The organism is Nocardia sp. NPDC058480 (assembly GCF_042720495.1).
Classification (GTDB): domain Bacteria; phylum Actinomycetota; class Actinomycetes; order Mycobacteriales; family Mycobacteriaceae; genus Nocardia.
The window spans coordinates 115,663-130,840 of the sequence record NZ_JBHXMN010000011.1 but is presented as its reverse complement, the minus strand read 5'-3'; the positions used below and the strand labels follow the sequence as shown (position 1 = coordinate 130,840).

Sequence of the window (15,178 nt, the reverse complement as noted above, 5' to 3'; positions counted from 1 at the left end):
CTCCAGACTGCCTGGCGAACATCGCGCGCACCAGCATCAGACGGGGGTGAGCCAGGTGCCCCACGGCGTATTGCGCGCGACGGTGTAGACGGCGAGCAGGCCGAAGAAGGACCACACGATCACCGGGCTGAGGCCGGGCAGGCGCCAACGTTGTCCGCGACGGGCGCGCACGATCCAGTCGATGACGAAGACCGCGAACACGATGGTCAGCGGCAGGGCGAGCAGATTGCTGTGCAGCGAGTCGATGATGTTGCCGTCGGTGAGGTTGTGCATCGCGCGCATGCCGCCGCAGCCGGGGCAGTACACCCCGAACAGCGCGTACACCGGGCACAGACCGTAGGAGCCCTCGACGTGTGGGTCACGCAAATGCAGCAGGGCCAGCGTGCCGATGCCGAGACCGGCGGTGATCAGCGGTGGTGTCATCCGCTGCCAGGTCGAGCGCACGGCACCCTGGTTCGGATCCGCGCCGGAAAACTCGGCCGTGACGTGCGTTTTGTCCACTCCCCTACGGTAGCGGCGGCCGACCGCCGCCGCCAGCACACGTCTCGTGCGACCGATGCTCGATCGTGCTCTTCCGGTGTAATTTTTCGTCGATTTTCGACGATTTCACCATGCCAGAACGGCCGGTGACCCAGTTCACAACAAGTGGGACACTGTGACCCGCTAACCCTAGCTAGCACCCCTGCTTGCACTGTACGGTGGCCTACGACACAAAGGAGTGCCGACAATGCTTGCGAAGTCGATGATGACATTCGCGGCAGCGCGATCCATGGTCTCTCACCTCGAGACCGGCGCACTGACCGCACAGTACCGTGCCGGGCTGCGAACCCGCAGTTTCGCGACCGCGAAGCTGAACGCCCCCACCGCCGAGCACCGGGTCGTCCCGGTGACCACCGCGGACGGCGCACAGCTCCGGGTTCACGTCTACGGTCCCGATACCGCCCCCACCCTGGTCCTCATCCATGGCTGGGCCTGCAGTATCGAATACTGGAACCCGCAGATCACCGCCTTCGCCGGCGAGTACCGCGTGGTCAGCTACGACCAGCGCGGCCACGGCGAATCCACTCTCGGCACCGCCGCACCCAGCGAACACACCCTGGCCGACGACCTGTCCGCCGTCCTCGACGCGACGCTGCGTGGGGACGAGAAGGCCGTCCTGGCCGGGCACAGCATGGGCGGGCTCACCATCCAGGCCTGGGCCAAGCACCACCCTGAGCAGGTGTCGCGGCGCGCGTCCGCCGTGCTGCTCGCCAACACCGCCAATGCCGCGATCCGCTGGGAAACCGACATGCTGCCGGTGCTGAACAAGCAGCTCACCGTCGCGCAGTACCCGGTCACCCTGCTCGGCGCGCCGGTGCGAATGCCGCAGCCGGTCAGCGAGTCGCTGCTGTTCGCGCCGCTGCCGATCCCCGGCGGCTGGCTCACCCAGCAGATTTTCCGCGGTCGCATTCTCACCCCCGAGGCCACCGCCGACGAGGTCGACTTCGCGATGGGCATCATCCGCTCCTGCCGTCCGGTCGCGCGTGGCCGCCACGCCGCCGCGATGGCCGACATGGATCTGTCGGCCGGCACCGCCAACCTGAATGTGCCGACCACCGTGATCGCAGGCGCCAAGGACCGGCTGCTCCCGCAGCGCCTTTCGCGCCCGATCGTCGACACCCTGCGCCGCACCGGTTATCTGGCCGATTTCCATGTGCTGCCGCACGGTCACCTCGGCAATATCGAAGACACCGACGCCTTCGACGCCGTGCTCCAGCAGATCCTGCGCAGTTCCGTGAACTCTCGGGCCACCCGCCGCAACGTCGCTGCCCGCTGACCCGAGTCCGTTCTCCTGAGACCGATCAACGGCGATCGGCTCAGGAGTAACCGCGAAAAAGGCCCTCGACCTCGTCGGGGGCCTTTCTCGTTGGTTCAGGGGAGCAGCAAGCCCCAATACAGTGCCCAGAACACGAAACCTGTTCCGCCGCAGACCAAGAGGGCCCATCGAGCCCGGACACCGGCGCTCGCACCTGCCAGCGTGTGGCGGGCGCGGGCGAGCACGAAACCGAGCGCCACCACCGCGCCGAGGGCGATCAGTTGCAGTGCCAGCCACGGCAGGGTGCGGCCGAACAGCAAGGGGCCGAAGGAGGTCGCGCGGGTGGTGAGGATGTAGCCGAGCTGGACGACCGTGCCCACGATGCCGATCACCGTCGCGCACAACAGCACTCGCGCGGGCAGCCGATCCGGCAGTCGCCAGGACTTGACCATCCCGGTGAGCGTGTAGCCGCCCAGCGCCAGGATCATGCCGAACAGCAGGGTCAGTTGCACCGCGGTCGATTCCCACCAGGAAGCGGGAGCCAGTGCTCGCACCGGATGCCCCTGTGCCGCCGGCGGATCCGTTGCCGGAGGTGTCGCGGAGCCGGGAAGCGTGTTGACCCATTCGCCCATGAGCTCGCCGTATCCCGGCGCCAAGCCGGGAAGTTTGTCGAAGCCGTCGGTGGTCGGCTGTCCGGCGTGCTGGGCGTTCGGGAGAGTGCGCAGCGTGTAGTTGGCTTTTCCGACCTGCTCGAAGGCGACCTGGAAGCCGCGCAGGCTGTCACCGGGTGGGGTGAGGCGGTCCTGATCACCCCAGATCGCGAGGACCGGCTGCGCGATCCGGTTCAGCACCGGGATCGGGTCGTAGTCGGCCTGCGCGAACTGACCGGCGGCGACCAGCTGACGAATACCGTTGCGGGCCAGCGTATCGACCATCGAACCGCGCACGCCCGCCGCGCCGAACCGAGTCTCGTTCGCCCAACTCTGTTGCGCGGCGGGCGCGACCGAATTCGCACCGATCGTGATCAGGAAGGCGGCATCGGCGGATCGCGACGCAGCCAGGGGCGCGACCCATCCGCCCTCCGACAGTCCCCACAGACCCACTCGCGCCGGGTCTACCTCGGGCCGATTCCGCAGTGCGGCGACACCGGCCAGCGCGTCGTCGGCCAGGAGGGAATAGTCGCGGTGCGAAGGCGTGTATCCCTCGGTGCGCTTGCCGTAGCGCAACGCGACGATGCCCGCACGGGCGAACGCCTCGGCGACATATTCGTAGTGCTCGCCGCTGCCATTGCCCGATCCGTGGACGAGCACGACGCCCGGCCTGCCGGTCGCGCCTGCCGGGGCGTGCACAGTGCCGGTTGTGGTCGTGCCGTCCGCGCGGGTGAAGGCGATGTCTACGGTCGTGGTGTTCTGCGCGTGCGCCGCCGGAAGTCCCGTGACGGCGGCGATCATGATGGTGAGCAGGATGATTCGTCGAAAGATCGAGAGCACGCCAAGTCCTAGTCTGCGGTGTTCGTGCGAGGTGCGGGAAAGGCGAGGAAGCGCGTCAGCACACGGCGGGCGCCGGGACGATCCTGCGGGTGAGACTCCTGAAACCGCTTGAGCAGTGCCATGTAGTCCTCGAAGAATTCCTCGAGTTCGGCGGGCGTCGCGTAGATCGCGCCACGAGAGAAGGGCATCATGTCGGCCCACTCGCCCAGCTCGGCCCGCTCGGCCTGAAAACGCTGGAACATCTCGATATCGTCGGTGATGTGCTGCGCGACAAGCCCTTCCAGCAGCTCACGCATCTCCGGCGACTGCTCCTTGTCCAGCCGGTAGCGCAGATCCTTCGGCGGTGAACGCCACCACCGCTCCTTCCCCTTGGCCAGTTCCGGCGCCTCTTCGATAAATCCGTGTTCGGCGAGTTGACGCAGGTGATAGCTGGTAGCACCGGTGTTCTCGCCCAACCGAGCACCCAACGCTGTCGCGGTGGCAGGCCCGTTCTCGGCGAGCGCGCGCAGAATGCGCTGACGCAGCGGATGCGCGAGCGCCCGCAGCGCCGCCGGATCGGTGATCTCTCTGGGTGGTACCTCGTCGGCCATACTTGCACCGTACTCTTTGCACAAATATCTATGCAAAGAACTTTATGCAACATTTGGGTCGCCGCCACGGTGGGAGATCGCGCACGCATGTCGACTCTTCGTTCGACAGCAAAAAGGTCCCTGACACATGTCAGAGACCTTTTGTGGAGCCGCCTGCGAGAATCGAACTCGCGACCTTTTCATTACAGCTGATAAGCACTACCAAAGAATACTGTGGAAAGTCAAGGGCAACCTTGAGTAGCGCCCTGAACTCGTAAAACGATCTATCAGTGACCACTTTCGACTACCGTGCGCCAGTTCGGGCAACGGCGATGGCATTACATTTGATTGGGACTTGATTGGGAGACTTTGTGCGTGTCGCGATCCAGACACGCCGCACACATCTCCCTGCTCGCAACACCACAGCAATCGCACACGAGGCCCCTCCATCCCAATCCGATCGTCCTGGCGCAACAGTCGTAGCCGCTTAGCATTGGCTGGCGCATCTCGGGCACAACCGGCCAGAACCTGGAGTACGGTATGTCCATGTCCAAGGTCAATTCGCAGGCCGACGGCCGAGCGGTCCAAACTGTGAGCGATTCGCTCCTGACTGAGATCAAGTCGGTGGTACGCGGACCCTCCGTAGCGTTGATGCTGTATGGCAGTCAGGCTCGTGGGTCCGCAGATAGTAACTCCGATGTTGACGTCCTACAAATCGCATACCGTAAGGCCGGTTCCTACTCGGATGGACGTGTGTCGGTGACTGCATACACACCGGCGCATTTGCGACGAATGGCCGAACGCGGAAGCCTATTTGTGCTACATCTCCAATCAGAAGGAATAGAACTGGAAGATCCCAAGGGAGTGTTACGTGACGCACTGTCTGCGTATAAAGCGCCCAGCTCCTACGAAAGCCTCCTAGCCGAATTGCGGTCGGCTGCGCGTGCAGTCGCAGTAAACGGAATTGAATTTGAGACGCTTCACGAAGAATTGGGACGACTGGGTATATATCTACTCCGAACATGGCTATACTTGGAGAACGTCAAAGTTGGCATAACTGCGTTTGAAGTCGACGATGCCGCTACGGCTCATGGCGACAACGAGATGCTAGAGATACTGCGCTTACGTCGCGCGAAGTCACTTTCTCGCGAGGATGCGGTGGCCATCCAGGCGAAGGTGATGGTCACCTTTAGCCTAGAACCAGAAGAATCCAAGAACCTCTCGGAACTAGTTAGGGAACTGGCTGCCGAGCACCCGCATGCATCTGCTTTGATTCAGCAAGTACTTGAGTACCTAGATACATTGAATTATGCCGATATGCCCCTGCCGCCATTATGAACTCAGAACGACTCGTGTTCGCCGGAGACATTCATGGGAGCGACGCTGAGCTATATCAACTCCTGAAATTTTTTGGCGGCCTTCGCCATATCATATTCCTCGGCGACTATGTGAACCGGGGGCCGAGATCTAAAGAGGTTATCAATTGCCTTATTGGGGCAACAGAATTGTGGCCCCAACACGTTACGCTCCTTCGCGGAAACCATGATCAAGCATTCCTCGACTTCATGAGAGGTGCGGACCCGGCGCATTTCGTTCGGCTTGGAGGGCTGACTACAGCTCGTTCATACGTGGGACAATATGGCATTGACACGATGGGTGAATTAAGACGCACGGTGCCGGATACACATATTGACTTCTTGGAAAATCTTGAGGACTACTTCGAACGGGATGATGTATTTGCCTCGCACTGCGGCCTCGACCCAAAGCATCCGACAGCTCGAACGCGACATTCCGTATCGTCGGCATCTCATCCAGAACTGTTCTCATTTTCACCACTGGAACATATTGGTAAGACGGTAATCTGCGGGCACTACATACAGCGGAATGGTCGTCCTTATATTTCAGAAGGCTTAATGGCGATCGACACCGGCTGTGGAGCTATTCCCGGGGCTCCGCTCACGGCACTACTCTGGCCAGAACGCACAGTAATTCAATTTAGGGGAGCACGGTGAGTGGCACGTCTGATATACAGGTACAGGTTCTCAAGCAGGCAATGGACAGAGGAGAGTCCATCTGGGCAGTCCATTACGCCTCGCACAACCTATATAAAGCTAAGAACGAGCCAGTCGCGGTCACTTGCATCAGCGCCACATCGGTCAACGATCACGGCAGCAATGTAGCTTTCAGTCTTTCAGACATTCGAGGCGATTCTCGCGAGGACCGTGAGTCAATATTGCTTGAGCGGTTCTTTACATTCCTGGACGAGCATCAAGATGCAAAACTCTTGCATTGGAATATGGACAAGGCTGATTACGGTTTTGAAGCGCTCGCAAATCGATTCAGGTGGCTCACAGGAAAAGAGCCGCAGTACAGGCCACCCAGTGACCGGCTGTTCGATTTGGATCAGATCATTACCGAACAGTACGGCGAGTCTTACGTCCCGCATCCAAAGTTTAAAAATTTGGTCGCGCTAAATAGGGTGAGCCAACGATATTGGATTTCAGGTCAAGACGAGGCAGAGAAGGCAGACAAGGAAGATTACACCGCAATTCAGCGCTCCACCTCAGAAAAGGCACGTGCCATCGCTCAGCTATTCTCCGGGTTCATGAGCGGATCTCTGGTTACAAGTGGGTCGGCTGGCTCAGTTGAATTCGCAGGAGCTCAGATCGATGCTGTCAAGTTAATTCTGCAGCTCGCTAATAGGATGCTGTACGTCGAACGCTCTTTGAAGAAACGTCACAGTCAGCGACCGACACTTGAGGTCACAGATGAGTACGACGTACAGGATCTCCTCCGGTCGCTTCTCGTCGTCTTTTTTGAGGATGTTCGAGAAGAGACTTGGTCACCTGATTATGCTGGGGGTGCGACCCGAATCGATTTCACGGTGCCAGACTATGGGATTGCAATAGAAGTTAAGAAAAGCCGCGAAAGCCTGACCGCACGAAAAGTCGGTGAGGAGCTACTGATCGACCGCGACAAGTATGCGGTTCACCCGAATGTTAGCCACTTGGTATGTGTAGTAATGGATCACGACGGGAGGCTCGCGAATCCCCGCGGGCTTGAGCGGGATCTGATGCGCGAGTCAGCCAAGGAAGGGATTGCGGTAACCGTCCGGATTGTCGACAGATAGTGGGTAGGCGTCCGATTTCGAGCGCTGCTGCCACTACAGGTCGCTTACCACTAGTGATCACCAGTGGTAAGCGACGGCGGGTTCGCTCGCACCTGCGATACGTGGCAAGCCCTGTACGGGGCGCGGCAGCGTTCGAAGCTGGCGGATCATTCGATTCGTTCTGACCGATCCACCCCAATGAGCACGGGTTTTGCCACCGGGCTCCGTGCCGCGCGGGTGTCCCCGGAGCGTAGCGGAGGGGGCCCTGCGGCGGCGCGTTCGCGCTCTTGATGTTGTAGAGAGAAATTCGGCAAGTATTCTTACCTGATACTGAACCCTTCTCTGCCGGCTACCTGATTCTTATTCTCTATTCAACTCCGGGGACCGGCCTACGTCTTACCTGTTCTTCCCACCTCTCAACAACCCAATCCCAAGCCTGCCCATAACCTGCCACCAAACTAAAGGAATCCACATTCTCAAAGCTGAAGCGACTATGGCCGACACCCTAGAGCTAGCGGAGTTCATCCCAGCAGTTGGGAGTGTCCACTGGTTGCAATGCGGTTATGCACCGCGCGTCAGCACGTCTACGATACGCCTGTGATGATCCAGCTCTACCTGTAACTCTTCATGCCTGTGTGTGGCATAGCGGATCTCGGTTGCCAACTGGTCTCGTTCCCGACGAAACGACGCGCTCTTGACGGAGGGCGCATTGTTGGACAGGTCAAAATATTGCGCATGAGCCCGTTCAAGTTCCATTCCTGCCATCTGTATCTGCCGGTCCAATTGTTCCAGTTGACGCTTGGCCGCTTCCAACTTTGAATTATCTCCCAGCCGCGATGCCTCGTCCACAGTAGATTCACTGATTCGAGCGGAGAGATACTCGTTCGCAAGCTTAAGAAAGGTGCGGACATCGATGAGATGAAAGGCTCGGTCAGCGTAATCGCGCATTTCTTTGACTAGCTCAGGCCGAGGCCCGATATGGGAGCCGTCCCGGCGAACCCAGTCTGGTTTTTGCTCGTTGGAGATCATCAAGACTCGCATGCCACGGCGGCGCTTCGCTTCTTCCAGCGTTTGATGCCATACCAGATAGTCACCAATCGAACGGTCGCCCTTCTTCGCGTCCTCATAACCCGGCGGTATCTTCGCGGCGAGCCGCGTCTGCCAAGTCTTCTCCAGCGCTGCTAGTTGCTTGGGGTCGGAGGATTGCTTTCCGATCTTCCCGTCGGCGACTTCCTCGATCTGCTTCAGAATCGGATCGCTATCCGGATGACAGTCTGGGTCTATGGCGGTGCCACAGTCGACCACCTCGTCAAGCGTTTCCTGGATGTTTTGCTGGGCATCATCGATCAGCGCAGTAATGGACTGAACATCCCCAGGGCTTAGACCGCGCCGTTTGGCGTAATGGAGAATAGCGTCGGTTGCTTCCGCGAGAGCACCATTCAGCGCCTCATTGAACTCGGCCCGCTCCGCACTTCGGCTTCGGATTACCGTGGTGCGTCGATCGAGGAACTCGTGAGCGGTTCGATGTGGAACCCACAGCCGGTCGTCCAACAAACTTAATGCCTGGACATACTCCGACCGGGCGTCGTCAGTGAATCGGTATATATCCAGCAGCGCGTTCGTGTCGAGAACTACCAGACCTTCCGTTACAAATCGCTTCAGCTCGTCGCTGTCTGGCGGGTAGTAGCCGGGAAACAGAGATCGGACCCCTGTCCTTGGGCCTTCGGTCGCAGCGTCTGACACCTACGTAAGCCTAGCCGTGCCATCCCATCAGGTCTCCTCGATTTTGCGTACGCTGTGGCGCTGGATCCCTTTGGGGCACAGGCATTTCAGTCCCGTAAGGCGCGGATCGGAAGACGTGGGCGTCATGTTCGGCCCCCACCTCACCAGCCACCGCCGATCAGCCAAGTCCCGTTGCTCGCGGTCGGTGATCGTCGCGTTCAAAGACGCTGAAGTTCCGGAAATACTCGTCCTCGTCCTCGTCCTCGTCTACGAGTTCATCGGGTCGGGATTTGGCCCCAGCTGGTTGGGGTGCAACGAAATTGGCGCCGTCATGGTGCGTCCTCGCGCCCCCTGGCGCTGAGACCAGTCGCGGGCTGTCATCGGTCGGCGCGGCCACGTAACGATCCCCGCCGGTGGCCGGCGAAGCCTGGAGACCAAGCTCCTCGGCCAGCCCTTCAGGTGACACTTCCACTGCGGGAAGGTGATTGCTAAGAGCGGACGGTGTCGCGGCTGGCGCAGCGGGCTGCGACACGGCACTCTGGTCGGTCAATCCATCCCCGGCATCAGAGAACAGGGCGGCCTCGATCGCTAGCTGTGCTTGTGCCAGCCCAGCGGTATGCAAGGACATGACCAGCTCGGCGACCATCGTCGGAGTCATCCGATGTCCGCTCTCAGTCAACCGGATCGCCTTGATCGAACCGTCCGCGGTGAGCTCGACCGTCACCGAGTTCGTCGGATCGGTCATGATCGTGCGCTGCTCGCTCAACGCGAAGGTGAGTAGATCCACCTGATTCACGTCTGAAGACATACCCATCCCCCGGTCTTCGACCCACCACTAGTGTCCAAACAGTATGGCAGAATCGCCGCAAGCAGCCCGAACGGGAGACGGCCTGCTTCGATGGAGGGGATCAGATGGCCACGCTGAATTTCGACCCGGACCGCGTGCGAACGCTCGGTACCAGCCTCGACACTGTTGCCTACTCGGTGGTCGCCGCTGATGTCGACGGCAACCTCGACCTGGTGCAGAGCGATCTAGCAGGTTCGATGAGCGCATCGATGTGCGGAACTGTGTCTGGCCTGGCGCGCGAAGCGCTGAACTCAGTCAAGGCCGAGTTCCTGGCGGTCAGCGGGACTACGCTGCACGCCGTCAGCGAGTTCACCGGCAAGGACGAAACCATCGCGGATGGTATCCACAAGGTCGCGCAGGGCGTTCGATGAACCCGGACCCGAACGCCGTCGCTGCGATGACTGTTTCGCGAGCACGAAGCTGGAAGCCCGAGACACTCGGCCTGCACGGCATCGCGTGGCAACTGGCCTCTCAGAAGATCATGCATGAAGTGACTCCGGTCACTACAGGGGCTGCCGAATCCGGCGGTTACTGGGAAGGTGGTTCCGGGGACGCGATGCGAACGCAGGTCGCTACCATCCACACCAACGCATCCAAGGTCGCCACCGCCCTGGACTTGGGCGCGACAGCTGCAACGACCGGTGCGCTCGACATCTCGTCACATCGAGTGACCGCCCTCAAACACGTTGATGATGCGACCGCCAACCTGTACGACGTTGCTGACGACGGCACCGTGTCAGCCAGCAAGAAGATGTACACGGTGCTGGTAGCCCGGGTTGGCGCCGCACTCGCGATGAAGACGTGGCAGAAACTGGTTGACGATGCCGCAGTCCGCACAACCACGGTCAAGCAAGCGCTGGCCGACCTCCTCGCGGCCGATCTCCGCGTTGAGTCTGCGATCCGCGACGCATTCAAAGACTTCAAATCCGCCGCCGATCCGAACCGGTGGGCAACACCGATCGGGGCGGTTCCGCCCGCCAACGCCAGCGTGGAAACCAACCGGCACTGGTGGAACACCCTCACCGACGCGCAGCGAACGGAGCTGATCGCGACTTACCCCGATCTGATCGGCAACCGTGACGGTATCCCGGTCGAAGCCCGTGACGCCGCGAACCGTGGCCGACTGCCTGGTCTCATCGCGCTTGCCGAGGGTGATCAACAGACCGTGGCGGCCCAGTTCGGAACCGACAGCGACCAATACAAGGCCGCTACTGCCAAGCTCGATGATCTACGCGCGGTGGAGAAGGCCGCGACGAACCCAGAGAACGTGGCACCGGGATCTGAACGCAAGCTGATCCTGCTCGACACCACCAACGGGCGCCAGACTCGAGCAGCAGTGTCGGTAGGCAATCCGGACAAGGCCGATCATGTATCCGTCACCACGCCTGGGCTGGATACGACTGTGACGAGCATCGGCGGCATGACGAATGAGGCTGCCGCACTTCAGAAAGAAGCACAGTTCCAACTCAGCCAGGAGCCTGGTCGAGAAGGCGAGAGCGTCGCGACGGTGGCTTGGATCGGCTATGACCCGCCGCAAGTCAAGAGCCAGGAAGAATTCGGCGATATCGCCGCAGGTGTCTCCGAGGTCGGGCAAACCGGCCAGGCCGCGGAAGGTGGCAAGCTACTCAACCAGTTCTACAACGGACTCGAGGCGTCACACGAGGGTAGCGAGGCACCGCACATCACCGCAGTCGGGCATTCCTACGGGTCATTGACCACTGGACTTGCCCTACAAAACGGCGAGCACCCGGTGACTGACATGGTGGTCTACGGCTCTCCGGGTATCGCGGCCGAGACTCCCCAGCAACTGGGCCTCGACAACGGTCATGCGTATGTGATGCGTACCGATGACGACCCGATCAAATGGTCGCAGGACGGACCGGCGATTGTCGGGAAGGTCAACGACTACGGGGTCCCAGGGCTGGGCGGCGTGTTCCCCTATGTCGCGGATGCGTGGGTTGGCGCAGACAACGGCGGATTCGGCCCCGATCCGGCGAAGAACCCGAATTTCACGCAACTCGAGACGCACGCGTCGAAATCGTTGGAAGGCGACACACGACCGTTGCCCGGCGCCTCCGGCCACAGCGACTATCCCCGATCGGCAACTGTGGACGGTAAAGAGGTTCCCAGGGTAACGACCTACAACGTCGCGTCCATCGTGGCAGGGCTCCCCCAAAACGCCGTAGAGGTGCGGCGCTGACGCGCGGACCATACCGGTGACACCGACTCGATGTAACCGTCGACGAGCAGACTCGGAGATTCCAGAGCGATGCGAAACATTATGAGTAGCAACCGAACTGCGATACGGCCCAAGCTCCTCGCAGCCTGCGTGTTGATGCTCGCAACTGTCGGCTGCTCCAACAACGCTGGCCCCGCGCCGACTTCGGCCGACCCGACCCCGGCTACCGCAAAACCCGCAGACTTCGACCCGTGCACCGACATCCCTGCCGAAGTGTTGAAGTCAGAGAATCTTTCACTGACTCGGCCCGAGGATGGTGATAGCAACGGCATCAAAACTCATGGTTGCGGCTACTTCATGGTCGGAGGGTATGACGTACGAATAGTTCGTACGACCCTGACGTTGCCGCAGATCAAGGACAAGTTCCCCGATTCGTATCGGGAACAACAGTTCGGTTCCCGCGCGGGCGCATTTTACGGCTTGTTCGCTGATCGTGGATCCGAGAGTTGTGTCATGAACCTGGAGATGAAAACCGGCAGCCTGGAGTTCGATCTCGCCAACCCTCCAACGCGGAAGAAGACCGGCCATATGGACAGCTGCCAGCTGGTTACCGACCTGGCCAACAAGGTGATTCCGTCGATACCTGAAGGTGCATGATCATGGCTGTCCCTGTCGCGGATCTCATCGCCCAGGCGCAAAGCGGCGCACTCTCGCTCAATGCAGACCCCGCTGCCTTTGTCGCACTGGAGAAGACAATGACCGAGCGTATGCAGCGGATCTCGATCATTCAACAGGATATTCGCATGGTTGCGGAGCAGGAGACATGGGGCCTCGGCGAAGCCTCAGCTGTTCTGACATCAGCACAAACGCTTGTACGCCGATTTCGCGAGAAGGCCGACAGTGGACCGAACAACGCAGTGACAGCGCTCGAGAGTCACCTAGTAGCGGCCGAGGAAATGCTGAGCCTCTTCCGAACCATTCGTCAACGCTACGAAGAGACCGACGCCGCGTTCGCTGCGAGGTTCAAGGAACTCGCGGTCGCGCAGGGTCTGGACATCGGGGGAAACCCATGACGAAGCAATACGATCCGCCGGGGATAACCGATCCGGAGAATGTCGACGCGCTCACTCATCAGCAGATCATCGATGCGTTCAACTCCGTCGTGAACTCCACGAGCAACATGATCAAAGTGTGGAAGCAGGGGCACGCTGACTTCCGCGATTCCACGACGAGCATGCTTGCTGAAGTTCGAAAAGCTTTGGACGGCAACTGGACTGGAGCCGCAGCCGATTCCGCGGTGTCCACGGTCGCCCAGTACTGCAACGACTCGGCTGAACTGGACGAGTTGTTCGATGAGGTCTCCCAGGTTGTCGGCAACACAGCGATGACGGCTGTTATGTCGAAATCGTTTCTCCCGCCTGTTGTTTCAGTGACCGCCGACCAGAACACTGACCCAGAAGGCTACGACCAGCAGACGCGCGAAGCCGAGACCGCGCAGGCCGAGGCCAGGCGGATCATGCAGGAACGCTACGTCGTCGGATTCCAGGAACATGACAAGAAGCTGCCGACCTTTCCGCCAGCAATGGCGATCGGTGAGGCTCCGGGCACGGAAACCGGTGGATCGCCCGTTAACGGTGGTACATCGGGAACGCCGAACATGGTCGCTGCGAACAACCCTGCTGAACCGGGTAGCGAACCTGAATCGCCTGCCGAGAATCCTGCGGCGTCGGATGGATCGGATGAGTCGGAGTCGCCGACCGGCGGTACAGAAGACAGCGTAGGACAAGGCAATTCGGCATCGGATGGGTCGCAGACCGACTCGTCACAGGACGACTCGACCCAGGCCGCGTCAGCCTCACCGAGTTCCGCGATTGATGCACCGACTGGCACTTCGCCGACATCCCCCGGCGGAAGCGACCCCTCAAGATCAGCATCGCCGCTATCCGCCGGTTCTGGTGGCGGCTCCGGCACCCCTGGTGGACAAGGTATTTCGAGCGGATCTCCAGTTCCTGCGCCCGGGGCCGCCCAGCCTGGGTCGAGTGCCGGATCTGCATCCGGTGGCCGTACCGCGATGCCCGCCGCCGCGAATGCGGCTGGAACCGGGATGCACGGTATGCCCGGCGCTGCTGGGCGACCAGCCGGTAAAGGTGAGGACCAAGAGAAGTCGGACAAGAAGGTCGACCTGTCGCATGGCGACCACACCACCGAACTGCTCGGCGTCATCAAGTCCGTGCCGCCGGTGCTCGGTGACCGATGACGGCGTGGGTTTTCGATATCGAGGAGTTCGCGGCGCTCTGGTACGGCCCGGCTGCTGACCGCATGTTGTTCCCGCTGCACTACCTGAGCCGCTTCAGCCACATGAACGCACTGGAGCAGTTCCGGTCCACCGTTCGCCATGATTGGTCTGAACAAGGACGTCTGGATTGGGACTCGGCCGAGCAGCTCGATCGCGCGTTCGAGGTGCTGGCCGGTCCTGAAGCATGGGTGGAGATCCACGGCCGCGACGAGCGTGGGCCGCTGCGAGCGGTAGCGGCTCGCCACGACCAGCACGCCGCAATCGCCGAACAGTCTGCGAGTGGCGCCCGGGTGCGCGTCACAATCATTGCCGCCGAAAGACTTCCGCACCGACTCGCCGGTGTGCTGCCAGAAGCGGCGGCCGGAAAACGACCATCCGAGCGGTACGACGAGATCGACCTTCGACCTGCGGACCCGACCTCGGTGACCGTTATCGACGGGCCGAGCCCGCGCGAGCGCTACCGCAGACTGCGTGATGAGCCTTGTACGTCTGCCGGGCTTATCCAGGTCTTTCGTGGGCCGCGCACCACGCAGGGGAAGCCGCCGCGCCGGATCTCTGCTATTCAGTGGCACGACCGGCCGGATGGCCGCTATCTCGAAACGGGAAGGCGCGCCCGGGCGATCATCCCCGCGAACACCACGACGTTGGCCCAGCTCATTGCCCGCGAGATAGTCCAAGCGCTGGACGAGTACCGAGAGCACAGCGAGGATATGGGCAGGTTTGCACCATGAATGACTATGTGCCACAGGGATACCCGATCCAGCCACCGTCGGCACCGAACAAGCTGGGTTGGCTGCGGATCACCGACATCGTCGTTTCTGGTCTGCTGTGGTTTATCGTGCCCGGCACGCTGGCGACGATCAGCTTGATCGCCGTCGTCCCGATGATGGTCTCAGTCGACATCTGCCGCGCGGACCCTCCGTGCGAATCCAATCCGACCTTGGGCGTGGCGATCATGTTGGGCGGCGGCGCCGTGGCGGCCGCTGTTGGGATCACACTGTCGATCTTCTGCGGAAAGCGCCGGTGGCCACTGTTCCCCGGAGCGATTCTGGGGAACGCCGGTGTCGTGACGGCGTGGGTCATCGGCTTCGAAATGATCTAGAGGACGGTCGATGCGGCCGCGCTGCCATGTCACCGGGTCACTGCAAGTTTCGTAACTGAGCTGCTTCAA

At 61.0% G+C, this 15,178-nt stretch carries 16 protein-coding genes; 11 read left to right on the top strand and 5 right to left on the bottom strand.

The genetic code is table 11. The annotated features are described in order from the left end of the window. Positions 1–36 precede the first annotated feature (36 nt). Positions 37–501: a DUF2752 domain-containing protein gene (locus ACFWO8_RS24020; protein ID WP_378962171.1), complete on the bottom strand. Its 465-nt coding sequence runs from the start codon at positions 499–501 to the stop codon at positions 37–39. Positions 502–727: 226 nt separating this feature from the next. Between ACFWO8_RS24020 and ACFWO8_RS24015 the strand changes: the two genes are divergently transcribed. Next, positions 728–1,816, top strand: coding sequence for an alpha/beta fold hydrolase (locus tag ACFWO8_RS24015; protein WP_378962163.1), 1,089 nt, complete (start codon positions 728–730; stop codon positions 1,814–1,816). Between the two features lie 95 nt (positions 1,817–1,911). On the opposite strand, the gene ACFWO8_RS24010 is transcribed toward ACFWO8_RS24015, so the two are convergent. After that, complete coding sequence (locus tag ACFWO8_RS24010; protein WP_378962155.1) at positions 1,912–3,285, bottom strand: alpha/beta hydrolase family protein; 1,374 nt, start codon at positions 3,283–3,285, stop codon at positions 1,912–1,914. A gap of 8 nt (positions 3,286–3,293) precedes the next feature. Beyond that, positions 3,294–3,875 carry an ArsR/SmtB family transcription factor gene (locus ACFWO8_RS24005; RefSeq protein ID WP_378962148.1) on the bottom strand — a complete coding sequence of 194 codons (582 nt, stop codon included), beginning with the start codon at positions 3,873–3,875 and terminating at the stop codon, positions 3,294–3,296. Between the two features lie 525 nt (positions 3,876–4,400). Here ACFWO8_RS24005 and ACFWO8_RS24000 point away from each other — a divergent pair. The 3 genes from ACFWO8_RS24000 to ACFWO8_RS23990 are packed head-to-tail and all read left to right on the top strand — an operon-like array spanning position 4,401 to position 6,984. Beyond that, the gene (locus ACFWO8_RS24000) at positions 4,401–5,192 is read left to right on the top strand and encodes a hypothetical protein (protein ID WP_378962141.1); all 792 of its coding nucleotides are present in this window, start codon (positions 4,401–4,403) and stop codon (positions 5,190–5,192) included. After that, entirely contained in the window at positions 5,189–5,866 is a 678-nt protein-coding gene (locus ACFWO8_RS23995) for a metallophosphoesterase (protein ID WP_378962136.1), read from the top strand. Before ACFWO8_RS24000 ends, ACFWO8_RS23995 begins: the two co-directional genes overlap by 4 nt. After that, the gene (locus tag ACFWO8_RS23990) at positions 5,863–6,984 is read left to right on the top strand and encodes a hypothetical protein (RefSeq protein ID WP_378962127.1); all 1,122 of its coding nucleotides are present in this window, start codon (positions 5,863–5,865) and stop codon (positions 6,982–6,984) included. Before ACFWO8_RS23995 ends, ACFWO8_RS23990 begins: the two co-directional genes overlap by 4 nt. A gap of 540 nt (positions 6,985–7,524) precedes the next feature. On the opposite strand, the gene ACFWO8_RS23985 is transcribed toward ACFWO8_RS23990, so the two are convergent. Together ACFWO8_RS23985 and ACFWO8_RS23980 are read right to left on the bottom strand one after the other, a co-directional pair. Further along, complete coding sequence (locus tag ACFWO8_RS23985; protein WP_378962120.1) at positions 7,525–8,706, bottom strand: PIN-like domain-containing protein; 1,182 nt, start codon at positions 8,704–8,706, stop codon at positions 7,525–7,527. A gap of 157 nt (positions 8,707–8,863) precedes the next feature. Beyond that, a complete protein-coding gene (locus ACFWO8_RS23980) occupies positions 8,864–9,493 on the bottom strand; it encodes a hypothetical protein (protein WP_378962107.1) in 630 nt (209 codons plus the stop codon). A gap of 104 nt (positions 9,494–9,597) precedes the next feature. Here ACFWO8_RS23980 and ACFWO8_RS23975 point away from each other — a divergent pair, with 104 nt between their 5' ends. From ACFWO8_RS23975 to ACFWO8_RS23945, 7 genes are all read left to right on the top strand, one after another. Next, positions 9,598–9,903, top strand: a complete 306-nt coding sequence (locus ACFWO8_RS23975) for a hypothetical protein (RefSeq protein ID WP_378962101.1) — start codon at positions 9,598–9,600, stop codon at positions 9,901–9,903. Next, positions 9,900–11,732: an alpha/beta hydrolase gene (locus ACFWO8_RS23970; RefSeq protein WP_378962089.1), complete on the top strand. Its 1,833-nt coding sequence runs from the start codon at positions 9,900–9,902 to the stop codon at positions 11,730–11,732. The genes ACFWO8_RS23975 and ACFWO8_RS23970 overlap by 4 nt, the downstream gene beginning before the upstream one ends. A gap of 135 nt (positions 11,733–11,867) precedes the next feature. Beyond that, positions 11,868–12,368: a DUF3558 domain-containing protein gene (locus ACFWO8_RS23965; RefSeq protein ID WP_378962079.1), complete on the top strand. Its 501-nt coding sequence runs from the start codon at positions 11,868–11,870 to the stop codon at positions 12,366–12,368. A 2-nt stretch (positions 12,369–12,370) separates the two neighbouring features. Next, positions 12,371–12,784 carry a hypothetical protein gene (locus ACFWO8_RS23960; protein WP_378962073.1) on the top strand — a complete coding sequence of 138 codons (414 nt, stop codon included), beginning with the start codon at positions 12,371–12,373 and terminating at the stop codon, positions 12,782–12,784. Next, complete coding sequence (locus ACFWO8_RS23955; RefSeq protein WP_378962066.1) at positions 12,781–13,968, top strand: hypothetical protein; 1,188 nt, start codon at positions 12,781–12,783, stop codon at positions 13,966–13,968. Before ACFWO8_RS23960 ends, ACFWO8_RS23955 begins: the two co-directional genes overlap by 4 nt. After that, positions 13,965–14,738 (top strand): ESX secretion-associated protein EspG, encoded by a 774-nt coding sequence (locus ACFWO8_RS23950; protein WP_378962062.1) that lies wholly within the window; start codon positions 13,965–13,967, stop codon positions 14,736–14,738. The genes ACFWO8_RS23955 and ACFWO8_RS23950 overlap by 4 nt, the downstream gene beginning before the upstream one ends. After that, positions 14,735–15,109, top strand: coding sequence for a hypothetical protein (locus ACFWO8_RS23945; protein WP_378962054.1), 375 nt, complete (start codon positions 14,735–14,737; stop codon positions 15,107–15,109). The genes ACFWO8_RS23950 and ACFWO8_RS23945 overlap by 4 nt, the downstream gene beginning before the upstream one ends. Positions 15,110–15,178 lie beyond the last annotated feature (69 nt).